Source organism: Psychrobacillus sp. FSL H8-0510 (assembly GCF_038008345.1).
Lineage (GTDB): Bacteria > Bacillota > Bacilli > Bacillales_A > Planococcaceae > Psychrobacillus > Psychrobacillus psychrotolerans.
Genome location: NZ_JBBOYZ010000001.1, coordinates 3,751,903 through 3,775,847, shown reverse-complemented (window position 1 = coordinate 3,775,847; position 23,945 = coordinate 3,751,903). Strand labels below are relative to the sequence as shown.

Genomic DNA, 23,945 nt, shown 5'->3' with positions numbered 1-23,945 from the left:
AATTTACTTAAAATAAATATAGATAATAGAAAAAGGGGAATTTAAAATGAGTAAAAAAATATTAGTTGTAGATGATGAAAAACCAATTGCAGACATACTGCAATTTAACTTGAAAAAAGAAGGGTATCAAGTAGTTTGTGCCTACAATGGTGATGAGGCATTAAAAAAGGTGGAGGAAGATCAACCTGACTTAATGTTATTGGATATTATGCTTCCTAACAAAGATGGAATGGAAGTTTGTAGAGAAATCCGAAAAAAATATGATTTCCCTATAATCATGCTAACAGCAAAAGATTCAGAGATAGATAAAGTACTTGGTTTAGAACTTGGTGCTGATGATTATGTAACAAAACCATTTAGTACAAGAGAATTAATTGCTAGAGTTAAAGCGAATATGCGCAGACACCAAACTATTCAAGAAGATGCAGAAGTAGTGACAAATGACATTGTTATTGGTCCACTAACGATACAGCCAGATGCTTATCAAGTGTTAAAAAGAGAAGAGACAATTGAGCTTACACATCGAGAATTCGAGTTATTGCATTATTTGGCGAAACATATAGGACAAGTGATGACTCGCGAACATTTACTACAAACGGTCTGGGGGTATGATTATTTTGGGGATGTGCGTACAGTGGATGTAACAATTCGACGTCTACGTGAGAAAATTGAAGATAGCCCAAGTCATCCTACCTATATCGTAACTAGAAGAGGTGTAGGATATTATTTAAGAAGTCCTGAACAGGAGTAGAAGGAATGCAAAAAGTTGGCTACTTTAAATCGATTCACGTTAAGATTGTGCTGATTTATGTATTACTTATTGTTATTGCGATGCAAATTATAGGGTTATATTTTGTTCGTGAACTAGAAATAACACTGAGAGATAACTTTCAAGACTCTATATCCGATCGTGTTAGCTTAATAGAATATAGTGCCCGGGAAGAAATGATCAAAGTACGAAGCGAAGAAGACCAAACAAAAGAACAAAGTTTATATTCTATTTTGTCTGGTCTCAATTCAATTGATATTAAAGAAGTACGTGTTATAGATGCTAGGTATCAGATTTTAGCAACCTCAGATTCAAACAACCAATCGATTGTTGGCCAACGATCAATGGATGATTTAGTTCGAAAATCCATTACGGCAGAAGCCACCTTTAATAATATATCGGTAGATAGAGAAACAACAAATAGAATTTGGAATTTAGCTACACCGATTATTTATAAGGGTGAAGTAATTGGAACATTATATGTAGAGTCTAATATTGAAAACGTTTTTGGTCAGATGAATGAAATTAATCGAATACTTGCTGGAGGTACCGCAGTAGCATTAGTTATTACAGTAATATTAGGGATACTAATTGCCCAGACTATTACACGTCCTATCTCCGATATGAGAAGACAAGCACAAGCAATGGCAAAAGGGAACTTTTCTAGAAAAGTACGAGTTTATGGTAATGATGAAATCGGACAGCTGGCAATTGCCTTTAACCATTTAACGAATAGATTACAGGAAGCTCAATCAACAACGGAAGCAGAGCGTAGAAAGCTAGCATCTGTTTTAACCAACATGACTGACGGGGTAATAGCGACAGATCGTAAAGGTAGGGTTATCCTTATAAACGATCCGGCTCTAAGATTATTACGTATACCAAGAGAAATGGTTTTAAATCGTCCGATCATTTCAGTACTTGGAATAGATCCAGTCTATTCATTTGAAGATTTAATCCATTTAAAAGAAGCAATTAATTTGGATTTAAGCTCAAAAGAAAGACCTTTTATTTTACGTGCCAACTTTTCGGTCATTCAAAAAGAAACTGGTTTTGTCAACGGATTAATAGCAGTATTACATGACAATACAGAACATGAAAAAGTTGATATGGAAAGAAGAGAGTTCGTAGCAAACGTGTCTCATGAACTCCGTACACCTCTTACAACAATGAGTAGTTATTTAGAAGCGTTGGCTGATGGTGCTTGGCAAGATGAAGAAATTGCACCATCATTTTTACAGGTAACTCAGACAGAAACACAAAGAATGATTCGACTAGTAAATGACCTACTTCAATTATCTAAAATGGATAGTAGAGATTATGATTTGAATAGAGAAATTGTTAACTTCAATCAGTTTTTCAATAGAATTATCGATAGATTTGAACTTTCTAAGTCAGATCATGTAAGCTTCGTACGAATACTTTCTGACAATGCTTATTACGTGGATATTGATACAGATAAGTTAACACAAGTAATCGATAATATTATCTCAAATGCTATTAAGTATTCTCCAGATGGGGGCAACATACGGTTTGGTGTAGTAGTTTCAGACTCTATCTTAAAAGTTATGATTTCTGATGATGGTATGGGGATTCCATCTGAAAATGTAGATCGAGTCTTTGATCGTTTCTACAGAGTGGATCGTGCGAGAGCAAGATCAATGGGTGGTACAGGCCTAGGCTTAGCAATTGCCCGGGAAATGATTGAGGCCCATGGCGGTAAAATTTGGGCAGAAAGCGATGAAGGGAAAGGAACGACTATTTTCTTCACACTAGATATTTTAACTGAAGAGGAAGGTGAGTGGGATTGAAATATATTGAGCAATTAAAATCAGTTGTTCTGGTCTTACTTATTTTCCTTAGCTTTACATTAACTTTTGCTATCTGGACATATTCTCCTGTTATTCAAACAAGCGAAGGAACCACTGTAGATATATCCATTGCTCAAAAAAAGAAAATGGAAGACGTTATTAAACCTTATCGTATGATTATAAGTCAAGAAGGTGAGTTAAAAGGGTCTTATAACAGTAAGCCTATTGATTTTATACTCGACAATATGAAAAATTGGGAAATTCAAACGGTCGAATTAGCTAGTAATAAACTAAATACCGATCAAATAAATGAATTTATCAAAAAGCCTAATCGTGCAAGTTTGTTTTTTGCGGCGGATGTTCCTGTAGAGGTTTTAGGCACGACCTTAAAATTTGCAGATCCCGCTTTTCCAGATGCTTATTTTAATCGATTAATAATCGATTGGAGTGAGGAAACCCCGGAGCACATGAACTTGTATTTTATAAGTACATCACAACAGAAGATGTATACAGCGACTGCTAAACAGGTGAATAAATTAGGATTTACGGATCGTATTTTAAAGTACACAGAAAAAATGCAAGTATATAATGAAATAATTACAGACAATAAATTATCATTATACGTTTCATCGTCACCAGAAAAAATCTTGAGTTATACCTATTCTATTAAAGAGATTGAATCAGAAAAATTCAAAGATGCTCTGTTCAATAACCCAAGCTTAGTGAGAAGTAATTCAGTTGGTACGAACGAGCTGCAATTCACCGATGATAGCGCATTAATGAAAGTGAATTATAATACTAGAAGTTTAAACTATGTGCATCCTGCTTCGGAGAACGATAATCCAGGGGTTCCAGTAGATCTCATTCAAAATAGCTTAAACTTTGTCAATGAGCATAACGGATGGACAGATGACTATCGTTATTACCGAATGAACACCGACAATAGTCAAATTAACTATCAGTTGTATTTTGCAGACTTACCGGTTTTTGGTAGAGAGATATTAACTGAAATCTCTCAGAAGTGGGGAGTTGAGCGAGTGTATCAATATTATCATCCTCTTTATACACTTGCTGCTGCTGTCCCTTTTAAAACACGGGAAGTAGAGCTAGCTTCAGGACAGTCTGTTTATGACTTTTTATCTAATGCAACTGATATTAATACGGACACTATAGACGATATCATAATAGGATATTACTTATCTCGAGATGAAACTCAACCTCACTTCAATTTAGAACCTTCCTGGTACTACTTAGAGAGTGGAAGCTGGATTCCCATATCTCCTGAATTATTAGGAGGGATGAAATATGGATTGGAATAAAACAAAAACTATCTTTATAATTGTCTTTTCTATTTTAAACGTATTCTTACTTTCTTTATATTTAGGTCGGTATAATGAATCTCAACAAATGGACAAACCAAATGATACACCTATCTCAGAGAAACTTGCTATAGATAATATAAAAATTTTAGAGACTGATCATGCCATACAAGAGGCTTCGTATGTGTCAGGAACTGTCCATAAATTTACTCTAGAGGAAATAGAAGAATTAGAGAATCAAGAAATAGAAAACCTTAATACAGATAAACTAGTGAGCACCTTTAAAGAACCTATAAAAATAACCGATGAAAATACCATTGAAAAAATAGTACAAGAGCAAGTGATAAGAGGTTCAGCTTATGGTCTATGGAAAATAGATGAAGAAAGCAAAACAGCTATATTATTTCAGCAAGTAAATAAACGGCTGGTGTACTATAATACGAATGCGAAGTTAGTTGTTCATTGGAATGATGAAAATGAGCTTATTGGTTATGAACAGACTATACTGGATGACTTAGAAAATTATAAAGAGTCACAAAAACTGTTGCCACATTTACAGGTGATAAAAATACTGTATGATAATATTCTTTTAAAACCAGACTCCATGATTAAAGAAATTGAACTTGGATATTCGACGTTAGCACAGGTAACAGAGACACAAGTTTTTGCACCAACTTGGCATATTCTCGTGGAACTAATAGATGGCACAATGGAAGAATACTTTGTAAATGCAGTAGAAGGAAGAGTAATTGAGATGCAAAAAGAGACGGAACAATCAGCAGTAGAATAAGGAGTTTTAAAGATGAAGTTTAGTGTGTTAGCAAGTGGTAGTAGTGGTAATGCTGTTTATGTGGAAAATGAGGAACATTCATTTTTAGTAGACGTAGGACTAAGTGGGAAAAAGATGGATCAGTTATTTCAAGAAATTGATCGGGATATTAAAAAACTCTCTGGAATTTTTATCACCCATGAGCATAGCGATCATATTAAAGGGTTAGGGGTCTTAGCTAGAAAGTATGGTATTCCTATTTTTGCAAATGAAAAAACATGGTCTGCTATGGATCCACTAATCGGTAACGTACCATTAGACCAAAGATTTCAATTTGATATGGAAACTGTAAAACAGTTTGGCTCTATTGATATACAATCTTTTGCAGTATCTCATGATGCAGCCGACCCTATGTTTTATATTTTTCATGAAAATGATCGAAAACTTGTTTTAATCACGGATACAGGATATGTGAGCGATCGTATGAAAGGGCTTATTAAAGGAGCAGACTCCTTTGTCTTTGAGAGTAATCATGATGTTAGCATGTTGCAGATGGGTCGTTATCCTTGGTCCGTTAAACGAAGAATATTAAGTGATGTTGGACATGTCTCTAATGAGGATGCTGCAGTTGCTATGAGTGAAGTAATTGATGTGAAGAATACGAATATCTATTTATCACATTTAAGTAAAGATAATAATATGAAAGACTTAGCTCGTATGAGTGTTACGCAAACACTTCAATCCTGTGGTGTGATTGCAGGAGAGTATGTGCATCTACATGACACAGATGCCAATAAACCTACAGAGCTAGTATTTGTATAAAAATTGAAGTTCCGAATACTATGGATGTAGTATTTGGAACTTTTATTTATTTTTTAAGAAATTTTCATCTTATTTTAATGTGTAATGGGTACATTGTTAGTATCAGACATATTAGAAATAGAGAGGAAGAGAAAGATGGATATAAATAATCCCTATGGACCACAATTGCCAAATGAACAACCAACGATAGAACCCAAGAAAAGGAATGGAAAAAAACGAGGCATGGCTGGCTATTTCTTTAGTGGACTTGCAGGCGTACTTGTTGGTGCCTTACTCGTATGGTTCTTAATACCTTCTGTAGTAACAAACCTACCATCAGACAGTGAAACAAAGTCAAAAGATACAACACAACAAACACAACAGCTTTCAGTAGATGTTACTACAGATGTCACTGATGCTGTAGAAAAAGCTTCAAGTGCAGTTGTTGGGATAACTAATATTCAGTCCGTAACAAATTTCTGGAACCAATCAGAAGCAACTCAGGATGCGGGAACAGGCTCCGGCGTAATTTATAAGAAAGAAAATGGTAAAGCTTATGTTATTACAAATTATCATGTTATTGAAGATGCAAAATCAGTAGAAGTAACATTAGCTGATGGATCTAAAGCAGAAGCAAGTATTGTAGGAGGAGATATTTGGTCTGACTTAGCAGTACTCGCAATAGATGACACTGGTGTAGAAGCAGTTATAGAATTTGGTGACTCAGATATATTAAAACAAGGTGAAACAGTTATTGCTATAGGTAATCCCCTAGGACTTGATTTTTATGGCTCGGTTACAACAGGAGTGGTATCTGGTAAAGACCGTGCAATACCAGTAGATTTAAATGGCGATGGTTTAGAGGATTGGCAGTCAGAGGTTTTACAAACGGATGCTGCGATTAACCCTGGAAACAGCGGTGGTGCTCTGATTAACTTAGCAGGGCAGCTTATCGGAATAAATTCAATGAAGATTTCTGAATCCACGGTAGAAGGTATAGGTCTTGCAATACCAGTTAATACAGCCATTCCAATTATAGAAGATTTAGAGCAAAACGGAAAAGTTAATCGCCCTTCTATGGGAATAACACTTATTGATTTAACGAATGTACCGGCGGTTCACCAAAAGGAAACATTAAAATTACCAGCTGAAGTTACAACTGGTGTTGTAGTTGATGAAGTAGTGGAAGGAACTCCAGCGGCAGCAGCAGGGATGAAATCATACGATGTCATTGTAGAAATGGATGGTGAAAAAATAGAAAATACTATTGAACTCCGCAAACATCTGTACAACGAAAAAGAAACAGGAGAAGAACTAAAAGTAAAAGTCTATAGACAGGGAAAACTAGTAGAGTTAACATTACTTTTAAAGGAAACAACAGAACTATAAACATGTGGATAACTTATTAGTGTAAATAAAAGATGTACACAACGAGTAGGAAAAAAAAGTGTGACTTTCCTACTCGTTTTTTCTTTGGTAAAATAGGTTGTGGATAACAATGAGTGATTTGTGTATAACTATTAAAAGTATTCGGACAATAAAAGGAGTGATGGAAGTGAGAATATTCAGTTGTGAAACCCATATAAACCACGCTTTAGACATGTTTGTGGCAGAACAAAAAACTTTTCCTATGTTAGAGGAATTAAAAGAAGAGGAAAAGTTATCCACAGTTTGTTCGTACTGTGAAAACTCTGCATTATATATTGTGGCTAATGAAAATTGAAACACAAGATGTAGATAACTGTTGTGGATATGTGCATAAGTGCTGTGTACAACTTGTTTGTAAACGAAATGTAAAGGTGGATAACCTGTGAATATACAAATTGTATCAGTAGGTAAATTAAAAGAAAAGTACTTAAAAATGGGAATTGAAGAATATACGAAGAGACTAGGGGCATACGCCAAAATAGATTTAGTAGAGGTGGCTGATGAAAAAGCGCCTGAAAATCTAAGTGAAGCTGATATGGAAATTGTAAAGAAAAAAGAAGGTGACCGAATTCTAGCAAAAATAGGAGTAGATACATATGTTATTGCTCTTGCAATTGAAGGGAAGATGAAAACGTCGGAGCAGTTGGCTGGCGATATAGAATCTCTCATGACATATGGAAGAAGCAAAATTGCGTTTGTTATAGGAGGATCTTTAGGATTACATGAAGATGTCATGAAACGCTCTGATGAAAAACTTTCCTTTAGTAAAATGACCTTGCCTCACCAATTGATGAAGTTGGTGTTGGTGGAGCAGATTTATCGTGCTTTTAGAATTATGAAAAATGAACCGTATCATAAATAGGCTAGATTTAGATTAGGTATTTAATTATGTTAAAGAAAGCCCAATATGTATTGCATTTTAAAAAGTCCTTTTACAAAGGGTACCCCTTGTAAAAGGACTTTTTATATAATGCTTGATTAAAGTAAGGCTTGAATAGCATCTTGGATATCAATCATAGAAGCATCTGGCTCAAAACGAGCAACAACTTTTCCTTTACGATCTACTAAGAACTTTGTAAAGTTCCAACGAATATTATTACCAATTAAAAATTCTGGATAATACTTTTCGATATTTTCAAATAACATCTTTTGTTGAAACGTATTTTTTTCGATTTCCGGTGCATCAATTTCATGCTTTAAATAATTAAATAAAGGGTGCGTGTTGTCGCCGTTGACATTGATTTTATCAAAAACTGGATAGCTTACACCAAATTGTAGCTTACATTGTGCGGCAGTTTGCACGCCATCCTCGGGATTTTGATTGCCAAATTGGTCACAAGGAAAAGAAAGTACTGTAAAACCATCCTTTAACTGTCTTTCATATAACTTCTGTAAATCTTCGTACTGATAGGTGAATTCACATTGACTAGCAGTGTTGCAAATTAGCATCACTTTATCTTTGTAAGTTTCCATAGAAAGAATATCCCCGTTAGGCTTCTTCACTTTATAATTATAAATGCTCATTTTATAACTCCCCTTTGTAGGATATTAGTATATAAGAATAATTGAAAATAGTCCAAAAGATTGTTTGAGGGGAGTAATATAAAAGAGCTATAATCAATCTGAAATTTTGAGATTGATTATAGCATTTTGGTTTGTTAATGATGCTTCCTAACTCGGAAAAAGTTATTACCAAGTTCATTAAATGCGATAGCTACTAGTATGATAGCGATGCCTACCCACTGCAAAGGCGTTACTACTTCTGACAAAATAAGACTCGCTGAGAGAATGGCAATAGGCAATTCAATAGACGTTAATATATTGGCGACTCCACCTGAAACTAACGGAGCACCAGCGGCGAAAAATAATGGTGGTAGCACTGCTCCGAATAAAGAAACACCAACAGCAATCGACAACAAGTCACTCTCCAATGGCAGTACCGTAGGAATGTCATGCATGAATACAATGAACACTAAAATGGTTGAACCAGTCACCATTAAAGAGCTTCGCGTCCATGGGTCCACATTTACAGCAACTTTACCACTGCAAAATATAAACCCTGCATAAGTGAATGCTGATAGGATTCCAAAGATTAACCCTTTATATGGTAGACCACCTATATCGCCATTTACAAAATTGGAAGCAAAAAAGACCCCTATTAAGATTAGTATGATGGACAATATAGTTATAGGTGCAGGTTTTATTTTGCTGAAAATCCATTCTAAAATAATGCCTATCCAAACAAACTGGAACATTAAAATAATAGCCAGTGACGCCGGCAAATATTCCATCGAACCATAATAAAAAATACTAGTTAAACCGATTAAGCAACCGGTAATCATTATTTGAACAATATTCTTCTTATTCAGGCCTTTGAAGCTGGCGCGTTTGATTAGAGTTAGGGACCATAATAAAAAGAAGGAAATGACCATTTGTACAATATTGATTTGCCCAAGCGAGTAGCCAAAGCTAAATCCAAGTTTAGCAAATATAGGTGTAAAGCCGAAAAAGGATGCACCTAATAATATATAAATAACACCTTTATTTAATTTCACGATATGACCTCCTTCGCGCCAATACATCATCATATCATGAAAAAAGAGATTTTCTATAAATACCTAAAATGAGGAACAAATTATAGAAAACTTACAGTCATTTTACAGATTATTTTTTCTGAAAAAGGTATTTTCCTAGTGCATAGAGAATGGTTAATATAGGAGATATGTAATAAAAATTAACTTAATATTCAAATTATTTGTTTGTTTTTGTTAAAAGGGGTGGATTATGTGAGAAGTATGTTAAAAACGCTATTTATTATAGAGAAAACAAATAAGAAAAATATTTTTGCTTGTCTGATTGTGGCGCTTTGTATTATTGGGATGGTTGTTTATGCGAATTCAACAGAGTTAGGTAATCCTATTAAAGAAAAATCAAGTGAATCATTACCAGTTAAGGTAGCTATGAATAAATTTCAAATTGTAGATGCCAGTGAGTACGGAGATGGTAGTGATATATACAAAAATATCGTTAAACAATATTATACATATCCGAAACAAGGGATGGCCTTAAAAACAGAACAACCAGAATTATTTATAGATACCGCAATAGAGCTTACAGAATTACGAAAACAAGCATTTGAAATGGAAAATTATAATCTGGTAGCTGGAAATTTGCCCTCAAAGATAGAGAATGAAATGGACTCTTCCTATTATAAATATTTAAAACAACATAGTTTAGAAGTGTCTTTTGGCTCCCTAAGTTTCTATCCATTTTTAGCGTTTTTATTTAGTGTAGTAGGCTCAGTATGGTTTGTTCTAATTTGTATTTACTCGTCTAATATTATGATAGAAGATTTCCGCCATATTTCTATTATAAAAGGTTATCCTATTGCTTTTAGTAAGTATGTGTTAGCGAAATGTATGACTTCGATGAGTATAGTAGTTATTTTCATAATTGAGCTCATCATATGTAGTTTACCTCTAATCTATTTTAAAGGATTAGGTCAGGCATCCTATCCTGTAGCCGTTTTTAATGGGGACGTAATGATTTATCCTATTTATAAATACATAGCAGTTTCGATTATTTATATGATTGTTCTGGCGATTTTTGCGATTTTATTGTCTGTAATTTTAAATGTACTATTAAAAAATGTTTATTTAACTATTTTTGTACAAGTTATCCTTGTTGTTTTACCCATTTTGTTTCCGGGGCTAATCGAGCTGATACCGTTTAATCCATTTAACTATGTTAACTTTCCGAGTGTCTTAAATGGAGAGTCTTTGAATTTAGCTACGCCAGTCGCCTTAAATAGCAATGCAGGATTGCTTTATTTGTGTATTAGCATTGGATTGCTAATGGCAATTATAAAATGGGTTTTATCGACAGGTAAGCTACAGAAAATATAGGAGGTGGATAAAATGTGGGCCTATTTTAAATGGGAGTTGAGTCAATTTTTTACGAATAAGAAAAACATAGCTGTATACGTGATTTTACTATTTTTAGCTATATACTTTGTATTAAAAATTGCACCTTCATACGAACCTATTGAAAAAGTCGATGTAGCAGAGATGGAAGCACGTTACACGACGAGAGATGATTTTATCAAAAGTGTCGAAGGGAAAGACAATATACATCCTTCCGTTGCATTTGCACTGGCCATATTCCCGGGGTGGAATGAATATGATAAGGCAAGAATTGATGCAATTGGTGATAAGGATTACTTAAAATATGCAGAAGCAACAGCGGGATGGTATCTGTATTCAGACCAACTAATTGTCAACAGTGGTGACTTCTTCTACAACCCTCTCTATTACACCTATGGTAATAATTATGCTCATGCTGATGGACATTATGGTTATGGTTATACAGCTAGCAGGTTTACTGGTTACGTAGAGGGAAGCTCGGAGCTGTCTATGCAGTTGTTTGAAGAAAGAACTGCTCTGCAAACTTTACAACGGATGCTAAATGATTATTTGCCAATCGTATTATTTATAAGCTGTATCTTTTTATCTGTAGATATTGTGTTGAAAGATCGTCGTAACCCTAGTTTATTAAAAGGATTTCCCATAGCTGATTGGAAAAAGCTATTGATGAAAGGAATAGTTGCTTTTATAGGAAGTGTTCTAACATTTATTCCTCTATGCGTAGGTTTTATAGTTATTGGATTACAAAATGGATTTGGTGATTTTTCACTGCCGGTGCCTATCTATTCTTACATAGAAGAAACCTTTACTAATATGCCAATGATTATATTTATATTAAAAAATGTCTTGTTTATGGCTATTTGGTTCTTATTCTTTATAGTGATCAGTTTGTTCCTAAGTATAATTGTGAAAGCGGAGTTTGCTAATTTATTTGTCAGCTTTCTCCTAATTGCTGCTGAGTGGATATATTTTGAACGAGTAATGGGGGCATATTCAGATATTGAACGTTATCCAACATCATATGTACAAGTAGGACAAGTCATTTCAGGATATAGAAACTTTGTTTATGAGTCGCCTGATTTAACCTATCAATACGGGTTAACAATAGTAGGAGGTTGTACACTCTTTTTGATGATATTGACGCTGATTGTGAGTAAATTTAAAAGGTTTAAGTTAATAGCCTAGGAAAGGGTGATAGACTTGTTGGAACTAAAAAAAATAGGTGTACAGTTTGGAGACAAACAGGTATTAAAGGATATATCGATTAAATTTCAACCAGGGGAAATCATTGGTTTAGTAGCACCAAATGGCACAGGGAAATCGACATTGATGAATGTGATCATGAATTATTTACCTCCCAATCAAGGAAAGGTGATTTTAAATCATGAACTACAATATTCAAGTAAAGCAAATGAGGTGAAGATACATCAGGATGTATCTATGATGCCGGACCAAAGTGATTTATATAATCACGTTTCTGGTAAGAATCATCTGAAAATCTATCAGGAAATGTGGAATAGCGATCCGAAATTAATAGATGACACAATTGTAAAACTTGGTATGGAATCTTATGTAAAGAAAAAAACAGGCACTTATTCTTTAGGAATGCGTCAGCGTCTATGCTTTGCTATGCAAATTGTTTCCAATACACAAGTGATGCTGATGGATGAAGTGATGAATGGATTGGATCCAACGCACGTAGAGCTAATATCTCAAATACTTTTACAAAAAAAAGCAGAAGGTAAAACAATTATTATTGCCTCTCATTTATTGGAGAACCTAGAGCAATACGCAGACCGTATATTCTTTATGAAAAATGGTGAACTAAAGTTAGTAGACGATGTGTCACCTGGTTTTAGTGACAACAAGGTAACAACGGTTCGTGTATCAAATTTCTCGCAGGAGCTCCTTATAGTTTTTAAAGAGCAGTTTCCAGAACTAGCAGTGCAGACATTACCAAACGGTAAAACGCTTATTGATGTAAAGGAGCAAGACACAATAACTTTAGGTGCCATTACCCAGTATTTAATAGCACAAAGACTAACTGATTTTAGCTTTGGTAAGTTGACATTGAATGATTTATATTCGTTGGAGTACCAGCAAAGCTAATTACTTCTTGAAACAGAGCAGACTTGCGATTCCCAATGGGACCTTGCGATTTGCTCTGTTTGAGTTGCGCATATTATGGCTATGGACAAAATTGTGGAGTATTTTACTACCATTAGTCACATAGTATTAGCTTAATGACAGTACACCCATAATGCGTTATAATTAACCACATTGTAATCACCCTTCAACTAAAAGAAAGGGGTTTTTTTTATGATTAAATTAGTTAATGTCAGTAAAAGCTTTTCGCAGTTTAAAGTCATTAAATCTGTATCTCTAACGATAGATAAGGGCGAGGTCCATGGGATTATCGGAGCTAGTGGAGCAGGGAAATCCACCTTGTTGAGGCTTGTGAATTTGTTAGAACTCCCGGATCAAGGGGAAGTAGAAGTGAATGGTCAAAAGCTAACAAATCTTAGCAGCAAAGAACTTCGACGAGCCCGCAAGTCAATCGGAATGATTTTTCAACACTTTAACCTAGTGGCAAATAAAACTGTTTACGAGAATGTAGCAGTATCGTTAGAGTTGGCTAACTATCCAAAGAAGGAACGTAGGGATCGGATAATAGAGTGTCTTCAATTTGTTGGATTAGAAGATTTAATAAAGCAATATCCAGCACAATTAAGCGGTGGTCAAAAACAGCGTGTTGCAATTGCAAGAGCATTAGCGAACAATCCACAAGTTTTGTTATGTGATGAACCAACCTCTTCACTGGATCCAAATATAAGTGCTGAAATACTAGGAGTATTAGAAAACATTAATAAAGTTCTAGGTGTTACAATTGTTATTGTCAGCCATGAGATGGAAGTAATTAAAAGTATATGTAATCGAGTAACGGTTATGGCAAATGGAGAAATTTATGATACCGTATCAACTGAACCAATTGGGATCCACCATATAGATAAGAGCCCTAGCTATTTTGTAGAGCAGTTAGCAAAGGCTGGTGAGATGGATGATGCCTGATATATTGGTTCAATATGAAGCTGAAATTTGGTTATCCATTGGTGAAACATTTATAATGGTTGGGGCATCTATAGGAGCAGCGATACTATTAGGTCTCCCAGTTGGGACTTTACTTTTCCTTTGTCGCAAGGGAGAAGTAATTGAAAATCGATTGGTTTTTACTGTTTTAAATTTATTGGTAAATATAATTCGATCTTTTCCATTCTTACTACTAGTTGTTTTTTTAATTCCTTTTACAAGATTAATCATAGGGACAGCTATCGGCACAACAGCTGCAATTGTTCCCTTGGCAATCATTGCTATTGCACATTATTCAAGACTAGTCGAGCAATCTTTATTGGACGTACCTAAAGGTGTAATGGAAGCAGCAATTTCAATGGGTGCTTCTGTTAAAGAAATAGTATTTAAATTTCTTTATGTAGAGACTAGATCTGGTCTTGTTCTTGGACTAACTACATCAATAATTAGTTTTATTTCTTACTCGACCATTATGGGAGTAGTAGGAGGCGGTGGTATTGGTGACTTTGCTATACGGTATGGATATCAACAATTTAAGACGGATTTAATGATTTATATGATTATTATTATGATTATACTAGTACAGCTCATTCAGTTTACTGGTACTACTATCGCCAGAATAATAGATAAGCGTTAGATAACAGGGATAACAGGAGGAACATATGAGAAAAATTCTTTTATTAATAACATTGTTAGTGGTAATTTTAGCTGGTTGTAGCCAAGAGAAAGAGAAGAATGATAAAGAAAAAGTGCAGGGAAATGATGAAGAAGTAACATTAAAAGTAGCGTCATTAATCCCTCCAATGACAGAAATTCTTGAACTTATTAAACCGAAGTTAGCAGAGCAATCAATTAATCTTGAAATAGTTGTTTTAGGAGATAATGTTCAACCTAACACTGCACTAGCAGCAGAAGAAGTAGATGCGAACTTCTTCCAACACGTTCCCTATATGGAGGAATTCAATAGAAATAACGATGCAAATCTAGTGCCAATTATTCCTATATACTTTGCGAATTATGGTACATATTCTAAAGAGTATAATTCGATGGATGAATTACCGGAAGAAGCTGTAATTGCAATAGCAAATGACGTTTCAAATATAGATCGTTCACTAGCATTGTTAGCCCAGCATAATGTCATCACTTTAAAAGAAAAAACAGGTTCCTACTATACGAAAGCTGACATCCTGGAAAATCCGAAAAACTATAAGTTTGAGGAAGTAGATTTGTTGATGCTAGCAAGAATGTACGATGATGCAGATGCAGTAGTAATGACACCAGCATATGCTGCACCATTGAATTTGACTCCAAAAAGTGATGCACTTCTTACAGAAGGAGACGACAACGACTTTGCTATTACTTTAGTTGCGCGCGAAGATAATAAGGATTCAGAAGCAATTAAAAAACTAGCGGAAGCTATGACAAGTACTGAAGTACGTGAGTTTTTAGAGAAAAACTATGATGAAACGGCAATTCCAGCATTCTAATATAACTTAAAAAGGGCTATTCGAGTGGACTTACACTCTGAATAGCTTTTTTTGTGAGGAGAAAATTATAGAAGGGCATTTAGCTCTGGTGACAGTAGCCAACATACTAATTCTTATATGAATGCAGATATAGCCAGCGATTTTGTATGTCATTACCTGACTGGAAGTAGTCACATTTTTTGCTGACTTTAAAATCGCTTACAAATAGCTTATAATGGACTCGTAGTAGAAGATAGAATATTTATAATTGTAATTTATGATATGGTTATATTAGAATAGAAAAGATGTATTTCTGTAATTTAACTTGACATAAAGTTATGCCTAAGTAGTGTACATCCTTTAAACAAATACGGAGTAAGGAAGGTTTATATGAACAAGAGAGAAACTGAAATAGAAACAGAAGTTATCTTAATAGGTGCCGGAATTATGAGTGCTACTTTAGGAACATTATTGAAGCAATTAAAACCAGAGTGGAAAGTTAAAGTATTTGAGAAACTCGATAAAGCAGGGGAAGAAAGCTCTAACGAATGGAATAATGCTGGAACAGGGCATGCAGCACTGTGCGAGCTAAACTATACTTCAGAAAATCCTGATGGCTCTATGAATATTACTAAAGCTATTAATATTAATGAACAGTTCCAACTTTCCATGCAGTTTTGGTCTTTTCTGGTAAACAGTAAGCTACTAAATAATCCGGAAGATTTTATCATGCCGTTACCTCACATGAGCATGGTACAAGGAGAAGAGAACGTCGCATTTTTAAAGAAACGTTTTGAAGCAATGTCAAATAACCCTTTATTCCAAGGAATGGAATTTTCCGATAATCCAGAAAAACTGAAAGAATGGATTCCGCTGATTATGCAAGACCGTCCAGCAACAGAAGCAATTGCAGCTACAAAAATTGACTCTGGAACAGATGTTAACTTTGGAGCTTTAACACGTATGTTGCTTGACCATCTAAAAAACCAAAACGTTGATATAAATTATAATCATAGTGTGGAAAATCTTAAACGCACGAGTGATGGTAAATGGGAAGTAAAAGTAAAGAATGACGCTGAAGGTAAAATTGAATACCATACCGCAAAATTTGTCTTCGTTGGAGGCGGAGGTGGAAGTCTTCATTTATTACAAAAATCCGGTATTCCTGAAGGGAAGCATATTGGTGGATTCCCAGTAAGTGGACTATTCTTAGTATGTAACAAACCAGAGGTTGTAGAACAACACCATGCAAAAGTATACGGGAAAGCTAAAGTTGGTGCTCCACCAATGTCTGTTCCGCATCTTGATACTCGATTTATTGACAATAAAAAATCGTTACTATTCGGACCATTTGCAGGTTTCTCACCGAAGTTTTTAAAGACTGGCTCCATGATGGATTTAGTAACTTCTGTGAAACCAGATAACTTAACAACTATGTTGGCAGCAGGCGCAAAAGAGTTATCATTAACAAAATACTTAATCCAACAAGTTATGTTGTCAAAAGAAAAACGTATTGAAGAATTACGTGAGTTTATCCCTAATGCTAAACTTGAAGATTGGGATACAGTAGTTGCAGGTCAACGTGTACAAGTTATAAAAGACACAGAGACTGGCGGTAAAGGCACACTTCAATTTGGTACAGAGATTGTTACCGCAGAGGATGGCTCTATCGCAGCATTGCTAGGTGCCTCTCCAGGTGCCTCAACCGCTGTACATGCCATGATCGAGATACTTTATAGATGCTTCCCACAACATGTAGATGAGTGGGAACCAAAAATTAAAGAAATGATTCCATCATATGGCGTATCGTTAATGGAGAATCCTGAGCTTTTACAGGAAGTTCATGCTTCAACTGCAGAAACACTTCTACCAAGCAAGAAAGAGAAAGCTCATAATTAAGTCTTCCAAAGAATCTTTGATCTGTCTATTGATGGATTAAAGATTCTTTTTTGATTTCTAGGACTTTCAGAAGAAAAATTCTTATAAATTAATATCGTAGAATGGGACAAGATACTTTATAAGGAATACATTTTGTATTTCTTAATAAATTTCAATGAGGAGGACATTTATGCCAAATGTAGAAGTGAAATGCGCTGTATCAAATTGTATTTTTCACGCAAAAGGGAATGTTTGTGGTGCCGAAAAAATTGAAATAGATATGGATTACCATGCAAACCACAATAATACAGAGTTCGCTTCTGAATTTGATTACCGCTCTATTTCTGAAGAAGCTAGTCATTCTGCAGATACTTGCTGTAAAACGTTCAAATCTAAAGATGTAGCTTGCGAATAGTATTAGTAAATCATACTAATGCTAAAAGCAGCCCTGTTTTTAGATTATATTGGCGAAAATAACCTGATCATTGAGATGGAGGGACTAAAGAATATTATCTTTAGTCCCTCTTTATATAGCTATTTGAAATACGGAATTTTTTTTAGTACTACACAAACTGGAATGGCAACACAGAGTCCTACAACATTTTGTACGATGTTTCCAGGAATAGAGGCTGCTGGTATGATCCAACTTTTAAAGATGATTGCTTCTCCAAGATAATAGACAGCTAGCATAAAAGGAATCGACACAATTGTTGCAATTAGATTGAGTGCTAAACTACTTCCGTTGCGTCCCTTCGACCAAGCAACTTTTCCCACGATATAACCCTGCAAGCCACGTGCTAAAAACGTAATTGGTGCCCATAAAACCCAAGGACCTACTAAATCGAATAAGCCCATACCAATAGCACCAGCAATAGCACCTTTTTTAGGGCCAAATAAAATAGAAGAGATAAAGAGTACTGCCGTTCCAAGATGAACTAACCCTCCATTAGCTGTGATAGGTAATTTAATGTTTAACAAAATAGTAGCAACGAAGACAAGTGCAATTAACATAGATGTAATAATTAAATCGAAAGTACGTACATGAGAATAGCTTGTTGTTTTTTGCATAGTTGAATCCTTCCTTTTTCAAATTATTTTTTAGATTTAATTTACATTAGCAATGAATTGATGTTTTTAAAAGTACCAATATAAAGAAAACTGTAGTGGTCAGTTTGTAAGGAAACAGAAAACTTAAGAGCAAAATTCAATATAACTAGTGGATTTAAATCTCGAACAAAAAAACGTTCAAAGGCAAATATCCTTTAACGTTTATTTTTTATACATATGTCGTATTAGTATTGTTATAGGACATGATACAATTTAATCATCCAAACTTGTATATAGGGGGTGGAGAGATGGCTCGTAAAATTGCTCCATATATTTTGGTAGTTGGTCTATTCTGTATAGTATTGGATGGACTTTGGATTGTAGAGTCATATGATTCGTCTATTTCTTATCCAAGAGAGGTATTTGTTTATTTGTTAATAGGGATATGTTTGATCGTTATTTCCTATTTCTTTTTCAAATTTAAAAAGCCTCTAAGCATAGAAATACCGAAGGATCGCGAAGCTAAGATAGATAATAGAGTGTATATTCGCAAAGTATGGGAAAAAAGAGAGGAACTTGGCGAAAGGGCAATGGTAGTTCTCTTGATTATTTTAGTAATTATAGCTGTTTTCGATTTTGGGCTAGCCGTTCAATTATTATCACCAATCTTATTCTGTGGAATGGTTGTAGTAGCTTTCCTCTATGCAATGTATCATGAAGAAATGCAAGTGGAAGATGATGAACAACTAAAACCCAAAACTGCTAAAATCCGAAAGCTTATGAGTTTACTTGATTATAGAAATCACCTCTTTAGCTTGTCCTTGCTCCTATTTATAATAATAATCTTCTCTTATTTATTCGCTAAGGATCTAGGTTATACATTTGCCGAAATAAGTGGTATGAATGTAATGACTTTAGAGGGTGGAGTATATAGCTTAGCTGGCCTTATTTTTTTATGTGGGTTTGTCTATATTATCCACCACGTAGATTTTTAGGTGTTCGACAAGCAACACAGAGTTATGAAAAGGTATTAAGAATACATTTTCTCGAACTCGGTTTTGTGGGAATAGTTTTCTTTATTTGGTTAATATCTTTAGTGTTCAGCTATTAGAGTCTATATAGTCAGTCGTCGAGATATGATAATCACGATGACTGACTGATAATATATATGCAATTCTATTTAAAATTTTATACATACAGACCTGCTAAGAAAATACCTAATGCCTCTTCATAGATTTCATCAAATTGGGAGAGGGGTAGTGGATTTATACCTGTGCCAAGCTCAACCGTAAATCCTGGTCTGCGCCAATCCTGGATAAACCAGTCTTTATAGCCTGCATAGCTATCAATCGTTTGCACAGCCTCGTAGCCACTGACTCTACTAAATTCTGTGACCATTGCTTCAGACTCGGGTGGCTCGAGGTTTTCAAATCCCCAATAGATAACTTCTCCTTGTGTATGAAATGCAAGTACTCTTGCAAAATCACTATTCCTAGTCAAATCTGCCATTGCAATTGCTTCGGGTTCAGACAAGGGGCTTTCCCCTCCGTAATCTCTGGGACCTGGTACCTGAGGATTACGGGCACGTTCTAATTCCCATTCAGCAGGAAATTGATCATTCAGATCGACTCCTCGAATATTTGCTTTCCATCCTGAAAAATCAGAGCTGCCATTATTCCACTCAATTACTCTATCTCTCCATGGACTTTCCTCTGGTAGACCATTTAGTACAAGATCCACACCATCCGGATTAACCATGGGAACTATAGACAGAGAGGCTTGTGAGTATAGTGGAAGCGTATTGAGCCCTCGAATAGGAGTTTGGTTAGTAAGAGACAATGCGTAATCGTTTAAAAAGGTTAATATGATGGGAGTTGTAATCCATTCATTTGCATGGAAGGAAGCATTATAATGAACTCTTTTTTCTCCATCTCCTATTAATACTTCAGGTATTTCCCGCCCCTCCACTGAATTACCGATAGAAGATATCCTTAAAAACGGGTAAACAGTTTGTAGTTGTCTCATATCATTCATCAATGTGCTATAATCATAATTCTGTTTTCCATTCACTATTCTCCATGTCACTCTAATGGGAATGTTAATTGTCTGTCCGATTCTTAAAAACGCTGGATTAAGTGTAGGATTAACAAGAAAAAGTGTATCCAGTGGAAGATTTCTGCTACTAGCAATAGACCACAGTGAATCCCCCGATTTAATTTGGTAAGAAGTAGTAACATATCCTGGGATTTGAATACGCGCACCTATTGATAGTGTTTGTGGGTCGATATTCCGATTAGAGTCAATAATAAGCCGAAAAGGAACCTTGAATAATTGACTATAATACCAAAGCGAGTCCCCGGATCTAACGTATACGTCCATGTCGTTCCTCCTTTTTAAAAAAACCAATCATAAAAGTATATGAAAATAACTCAAAATTAGTGAGGAGTGCAATAAGTAAAAAGCACATCGAAGTCGATGTGCTTTTGGGAGGTTAATCTTTTTTCATAATAAAACTTAAATGCCGACCTGATTGTCGATCCTCTCGATAAGAGAATCCATCTGGACTTATAAACGTACAGGTTGGATCAATTGTAATATGGTCTGTAGGAATTCCGGCGAGCTCGCACTGTTTTTTCACCGTTAACTGATTGTCGATATGATACTTGTTAGTTGAACTCTTAAAATATATAAAGTCTTTAGCATAGCCTAAGTTATTAAACTTTTTATAGACATCTAGATCTACTTCGAACTTTTCTTGGCTCAGGGCAGCACCTATTTGTACATGGAAGTCACTTGGGTTACAGTTTTCAACACTTTTTAAGTGTCTAAACAGCTTTAGGGTCACTTCCTTAATCGTCCCTTGCCAGCCCGAATGAATAACACCAATAAGACCATTCACTTTGTTGTAAAAGATGACGGGAACACAATCAGCGGAGAAACTGGTTAAAATAATATTCGACTCAAAAGTATACAAAGCATCCGTGTCAGGTATGGCGGTATCCTTTGTTCTAGCTCCAAGACCTTTATCTTCAATTGTTACTCGATGAAAGTTGGCACTATGCGTTTGATTGGCGCAAACGAAATTGTCCATTTCACTAGAAAGAGAAGTCGCTAGTTTTTTTCGGTTTTCAAGGATGTACTCCGTATTTTCACAAATATGTAGAGCCATGTTTCCTTGTTCTAGTTCTGTAGTATTTTTCAAGGTCATTCCTGCAACTATCTTGTCATTATTAACGTACATTTTCATTTTCATGTCATCACCTAAATTCACTATATAATAGCGGGTTTTAAATGTATATATAATACAATGGGATGATTGTACTTTTGTCTAAAGTTTCGTTGGAAATGCTATACTTATATCTAATAAATATATCCATATAGGAGAGTTTTATGGTTTTTAAACGACACCAATTAGTCGCTAATAAATGGAGTGTACTAATTTTAACGATATTAATAACTGTAATAGCTAGCGAATTTAAAGTGATTCCTTTTAATGGGGAGGATTTCCGTTTTGGATTAGGAAGTGCTGCTTTTTTCTTTCTTCTGTTAATATTTCAACCGACGTCTTTAATATTCACGGGTTTTTTAACAGGAGTTACGGTTGTTCTTGTGCGAATTGGGGAGGATATGATATTTACTGATGAGGCTTTTGGGCTAATATTAGTAGATCATATACCCGCTTTTTTATTTTATTTGCTTTTTGCAACTGGGTTTAGTGTTATACGCATAGAGCGGTTTAAAAAGGCGCCTCTGCTTCTAGGAGCGTTTGCCACAGTTTTGGAGTTTACAGCTAATAGTGTGGAGCATATTGTTCGATATTTATTATGGAGCAATATGCATCTGGAGGTTCAAGAATGGGTACTATTAGCATTGGTAGCCATTTTTCGAAGTTATTTTGTAGTAGGCTTATATAGCTCAATTATTATAATGGAGCAAAATAAGCGGATACAAGAAATGTTAAAGGTTGGTTCAAACTTATATGCAGAAACACTTTATCTACAAAAATCGATGAATCATATAGAGAAAATTACTGCTTCTAGCCATGATTTATACCGCAAATTAAAGAGCCAGGATCATCTTGCTTTAAGTACCCAAGCGTTGAAAATTGCTCAAGAAATACATGAGGTAAAAAAGGACTCTCAACGGATTTTAGCAGGATTGCAAAAGATCACAACAGTTGAAAAGAACAAACATTACACGCTCTCAGAAGTTGTACAGCTTGTTATCCAAGGGAACGAAAAATACAGTGAATTACTTAATAAAGAAATTGTCATTCACTCTACTATTTTAGTCGATTATGAGACAGAGCAACAAATTCCATTGTTGGCACTATTGAATAATATATGTGCTAATGCAGTAGAAGCTATATCAACTACAGGCAAAGTTAGCATAGAGGTTTGTGAAGAGTCAGAATTAACGTGGTTTATTATCAAAGATACTGGAGGAGGTATCTCCAAAGAAGATCATGGCATTGTATTTGAACCAGGCTATACTACCAAATTTAATGATTCAGGAGTAGCTGCAACAGGTATTGGTCTATCCCACGTCAAAGAAATTATTACAACCTTGGAAGGCCAAGTACAAATTGAATCTTTTGATAAAGGTACTACCTTTAAGGTAAATATCCCAACAGAAAACATAAGAAAAGGTGGGTAAAATATTGCGTTACTATATTGTAGATGATGATCCAGCAAGTAGAATGATGCTAAGAAAAATCATAACAGATGACGAGTTAGGATTAGTAATTGGAGAAGCAGAAAATGGTGAAAAAAGCTTAGTTCCAATACTTGCTACACTTCCAGATGTAGTGCTGGTTGACTTTCTCATGCCAGATTTAGATGGCATCGAAACAATTGAAAAATTGAAAAATAGAGGATTTGAAGGTCAATTTATCATGATTTCTCAAATTGTTAATAAAGAAATGGTAGGAGAAGCTTATAAAAAAGGAATTGAATTTTTTATACATAAACCAATTAATAGGGTAGAGGTTCAAAGTATATTGCAGAAAAATGCAGAACAAAAACGGTTAAGGAATTCGCTTTTAACGATAAAAGAATCATTAGCAAGCTTCAATACAATTATGCCCCCTCTAAAAAAGGTAAACGTGGGAGAATTGGTCAGTATCAAGCTTGGTGATATGGGGATAATGAGTGAGGTAGGCAGCAATGACCTGAAAGAGATTATAGAAATGTTAGTGCACGGAAACAATGAGTCGAACGTTTTTCCAGCATTAATCGATATTTATGAGTCTCTTGCGAGAAGACGGAATGCAGAAGATATAAAAAAGGAAATGAAAGCAATTGAGCAGCGGCTCCGAAGAACTATATTAGCAGCAATACAGCATATGGCTACAATTGGTTCAATCGATTATACAAGTAGAGAATTTGAGCATTATGCACCCCGATACTTTGAATTCCAAGAAGTTCGAAGGTTGATGATTGAGGTAGGAGAGAACCGCTTTAACTCTTCCAAAATAAAGATTAATATTAAAAAGTTTCTTCAAATGTTATACGTCGAAGTATTGGAAAGTTATAAGCAAATTTAGAAGACTCTTCGTCCGGGGAAGTAAAATGTAGGATTTTGTAGGATTTGATAGGTTATCTTTAAAATAGTTTTAAGCTATTTATATATGGAAAGCGCTTACAAC

General features: G+C 35.0%; 24 protein-coding genes. 19 read left to right on the top strand and 5 right to left on the bottom strand.

All coding sequences use genetic code 11. The features are described 5' to 3' along the window. Window positions 1–46 precede the first annotated feature (46 nt). From yycF to rlmH, 8 genes are all read left to right on the top strand, one after another. Window positions 47–751: a response regulator YycF gene (gene yycF / locus MHI40_RS19250; RefSeq protein ID WP_093537993.1), complete on the top strand. Its 705-nt coding sequence runs from the start codon at window positions 47–49 to the stop codon at window positions 749–751. A 5-nt stretch (window positions 752–756) separates the two neighbouring features. Then, window positions 757–2,580 carry a cell wall metabolism sensor histidine kinase WalK gene (gene walK, locus MHI40_RS19245; protein ID WP_340764272.1) on the top strand — a complete coding sequence of 608 codons (1,824 nt, stop codon included), beginning with the start codon at window positions 757–759 and terminating at the stop codon, window positions 2,578–2,580. Beyond that, window positions 2,571–3,899 carry a YycH family regulatory protein gene (locus MHI40_RS19240; protein ID WP_340764270.1) on the top strand — a complete coding sequence of 443 codons (1,329 nt, stop codon included), beginning with the start codon at window positions 2,571–2,573 and terminating at the stop codon, window positions 3,897–3,899. The genes walK and MHI40_RS19240 overlap by 10 nt, the downstream gene beginning before the upstream one ends. Then, window positions 3,886–4,689: a two-component system regulatory protein YycI gene (locus tag MHI40_RS19235; protein WP_340764268.1), complete on the top strand. Its 804-nt coding sequence runs from the start codon at window positions 3,886–3,888 to the stop codon at window positions 4,687–4,689. Before MHI40_RS19240 ends, MHI40_RS19235 begins: the two co-directional genes overlap by 14 nt. A 12-nt stretch (window positions 4,690–4,701) precedes the next feature. After that, complete coding sequence (locus tag MHI40_RS19230; RefSeq protein WP_093537989.1) at window positions 4,702–5,490, top strand: MBL fold metallo-hydrolase; 789 nt, start codon at window positions 4,702–4,704, stop codon at window positions 5,488–5,490. Between the two features lie 135 nt (window positions 5,491–5,625). Then, entirely contained in the window at window positions 5,626–6,858 is a 1,233-nt protein-coding gene (locus tag MHI40_RS19225) for a S1C family serine protease (protein WP_419957692.1), read from the top strand. A 166-nt stretch (window positions 6,859–7,024) separates the two neighbouring features. After that, entirely contained in the window at window positions 7,025–7,192 is a 168-nt protein-coding gene (locus tag MHI40_RS19220; RefSeq protein ID WP_340764266.1) for a CxxH/CxxC protein, read from the top strand. Between the two features lie 87 nt (window positions 7,193–7,279). Then, window positions 7,280–7,759 carry a 23S rRNA (pseudouridine(1915)-N(3))-methyltransferase RlmH gene (gene rlmH, locus MHI40_RS19215; protein WP_340764264.1) on the top strand — a complete coding sequence of 160 codons (480 nt, stop codon included), beginning with the start codon at window positions 7,280–7,282 and terminating at the stop codon, window positions 7,757–7,759. 116 nt (window positions 7,760–7,875) lie between these two features. Here the strand turns inward: rlmH and MHI40_RS19210 are convergent, their stop codons facing one another. Beyond that, window positions 7,876–8,421, bottom strand: coding sequence for a glutathione peroxidase (locus MHI40_RS19210; protein WP_340764262.1), 546 nt, complete (start codon window positions 8,419–8,421; stop codon window positions 7,876–7,878). A 134-nt stretch (window positions 8,422–8,555) separates the two neighbouring features. Then, the gene (locus MHI40_RS19205) at window positions 8,556–9,452 is read right to left on the bottom strand and encodes an EamA family transporter (protein ID WP_340764260.1); all 897 of its coding nucleotides are present in this window, start codon (window positions 9,450–9,452) and stop codon (window positions 8,556–8,558) included. A 240-nt stretch (window positions 9,453–9,692) separates the two neighbouring features. On the opposite strand from MHI40_RS19205, the gene MHI40_RS19200 reads away from it, so the two are divergent. The 8 genes from MHI40_RS19200 (at window position 9,693) to MHI40_RS19165 (ending at window position 17,666) form a co-directional block, all read left to right on the top strand. After that, entirely contained in the window at window positions 9,693–10,802 is a 1,110-nt protein-coding gene (locus MHI40_RS19200) for an ABC transporter (RefSeq protein WP_340764258.1), read from the top strand. 12 nt (window positions 10,803–10,814) lie between these two features. After that, on the top strand, window positions 10,815–12,005 hold the full coding sequence (locus MHI40_RS19195; RefSeq protein WP_340764257.1) for an ABC transporter permease: 1,191 nt from the start codon (window positions 10,815–10,817) through the stop codon (window positions 12,003–12,005). 18 nt (window positions 12,006–12,023) lie between these two features. Then, window positions 12,024–12,929: an ABC transporter ATP-binding protein gene (locus MHI40_RS19190; protein WP_245762733.1), complete on the top strand. Its 906-nt coding sequence runs from the start codon at window positions 12,024–12,026 to the stop codon at window positions 12,927–12,929. Window positions 12,930–13,139: 210 nt separating this feature from the next. Then, window positions 13,140–13,889, top strand: coding sequence for a methionine ABC transporter ATP-binding protein (locus MHI40_RS19185; RefSeq protein ID WP_340764253.1), 750 nt, complete (start codon window positions 13,140–13,142; stop codon window positions 13,887–13,889). Further along, window positions 13,882–14,544 (top strand): methionine ABC transporter permease, encoded by a 663-nt coding sequence (locus MHI40_RS19180; RefSeq protein ID WP_340764605.1) that lies wholly within the window; start codon window positions 13,882–13,884, stop codon window positions 14,542–14,544. The genes MHI40_RS19185 and MHI40_RS19180 overlap by 8 nt, the downstream gene beginning before the upstream one ends. Window positions 14,545–14,569: 25 nt before the next feature. Beyond that, window positions 14,570–15,394: a MetQ/NlpA family ABC transporter substrate-binding protein gene (locus MHI40_RS19175; protein ID WP_340764251.1), complete on the top strand. Its 825-nt coding sequence runs from the start codon at window positions 14,570–14,572 to the stop codon at window positions 15,392–15,394. Between the two features lie 369 nt (window positions 15,395–15,763). Continuing rightward, window positions 15,764–17,272 (top strand): malate:quinone oxidoreductase, encoded by a 1,509-nt coding sequence (locus MHI40_RS19170; protein WP_093537976.1) that lies wholly within the window; start codon window positions 15,764–15,766, stop codon window positions 17,270–17,272. A gap of 169 nt (window positions 17,273–17,441) precedes the next feature. Continuing rightward, the gene (locus MHI40_RS19165; protein ID WP_093537975.1) at window positions 17,442–17,666 is read left to right on the top strand and encodes a DUF1540 domain-containing protein; all 225 of its coding nucleotides are present in this window, start codon (window positions 17,442–17,444) and stop codon (window positions 17,664–17,666) included. Window positions 17,667–17,785: 119 nt separating this feature from the next. Here the strand turns inward: MHI40_RS19165 and MHI40_RS19160 are convergent, their stop codons facing one another. After that, window positions 17,786–18,319, bottom strand: coding sequence for an ECF transporter S component (locus MHI40_RS19160; RefSeq protein ID WP_093537974.1), 534 nt, complete (start codon window positions 18,317–18,319; stop codon window positions 17,786–17,788). A 287-nt stretch (window positions 18,320–18,606) separates the two neighbouring features. On the opposite strand from MHI40_RS19160, the gene MHI40_RS19155 reads away from it, so the two are divergent. Then, window positions 18,607–19,293, top strand: coding sequence for a hypothetical protein (locus MHI40_RS19155; RefSeq protein WP_340764248.1), 687 nt, complete (start codon window positions 18,607–18,609; stop codon window positions 19,291–19,293). Window positions 19,294–19,486: 193 nt separating this feature from the next. On the opposite strand, the gene MHI40_RS19150 is transcribed toward MHI40_RS19155, so the two are convergent. After that, complete coding sequence (locus MHI40_RS19150) at window positions 19,487–20,677, bottom strand: M14 family metallopeptidase (protein ID WP_340764246.1); 1,191 nt, start codon at window positions 20,675–20,677, stop codon at window positions 19,487–19,489. Between the two features lie 112 nt (window positions 20,678–20,789). Next, a complete protein-coding gene (pgeF, locus tag MHI40_RS19145) occupies window positions 20,790–21,551 on the bottom strand; it encodes a peptidoglycan editing factor PgeF (RefSeq protein ID WP_340764245.1) in 762 nt (253 codons plus the stop codon). Between the two features lie 137 nt (window positions 21,552–21,688). On the opposite strand from pgeF, the gene MHI40_RS19140 reads away from it, so the two are divergent. Beyond that, complete coding sequence (locus MHI40_RS19140; protein ID WP_340764242.1) at window positions 21,689–22,954, top strand: sensor histidine kinase; 1,266 nt, start codon at window positions 21,689–21,691, stop codon at window positions 22,952–22,954. Between the two features lie 4 nt (window positions 22,955–22,958). Continuing rightward, a complete protein-coding gene (locus tag MHI40_RS19135) occupies window positions 22,959–23,843 on the top strand; it encodes a response regulator (protein WP_340764240.1) in 885 nt (294 codons plus the stop codon). Window positions 23,844–23,945 lie beyond the last annotated feature (102 nt).